General features: G+C 38.3%; 1 protein-coding gene. It reads right to left on the bottom strand.

The window, feature by feature from the left end; all coding sequences use genetic code 11:
- A partial coding sequence (locus D1831_RS14270; protein ID WP_263853702.1) for a glycosyltransferase family 4 protein occupies positions 1–649 on the bottom strand: 649 nt, incomplete at its 3' end.
- Positions 650–728: the final 79 nt, after the last annotated feature.

Here is a 728-nt window from a genome sequence, read left to right as displayed (position 1 = left end):
CAATAGCACTAGTCATTTCCGACACGCTTATTGCCGGTACTAAATAGCCGTTGTAACCATCATGTACCATTTCCGTAACTCCACCATGTTCAAAACCTACCACAGGTTTCCCACTAGCCATTGCCTCCAAAACAACGGTAGGTAGTGGATCTGGACTAGTACTTGGTAGGCTGAATACGTCGAATAACTGGTAAACATCCTGCATATCTGTTCTAAAATTTTTCAAAACTATTTGTGATGCTACGCCGCTTTCATGAATTAATGATTCTAATTCACTTCTAAAATGTTCTTCACCTGCAAAAACTCCACCAACAAATACTAGTCTTAGATTGGTATTGGTTTTCAGTAACGGAATCATCGACTTTAATAAGGTTGATTGTCCCTTCCACGCATTTAGTCTACCAACCATGCCTACAACAACGTTACTCGACTGCAAATTAAATTCTTCACGTAAATGTTCATCCACTTTATGAGGATAAAATTTCGCAGTATCGATTCCATTATAGATAACCTGGACAAGATCTGAATCTACCATGTTAGATTCCACCAAATGTTTTTTAACCTGCCCTGATACCGCCACAATTTTATCCGCAAAGTGACCAGCCAGATACGAAGTAATCATAAAAGCCACCTTAGGGTGTGTAATAATTTCGTGAACATGCCAAACTAATTTAACTTTAAACAGATGCTTTAATCGTATTCCCTCTAAAACCGCGAGTGTATTAATA

It is taken from the genome of Lactiplantibacillus garii, from assembly GCF_003885105.1.
GTDB lineage: Bacteria > Bacillota > Bacilli > Lactobacillales > Lactobacillaceae > Lactiplantibacillus > Lactiplantibacillus garii.
The sequence above is the reverse complement of the archived record's forward strand: the minus strand, read 5'-3'. Positions and strand labels throughout refer to the sequence as shown.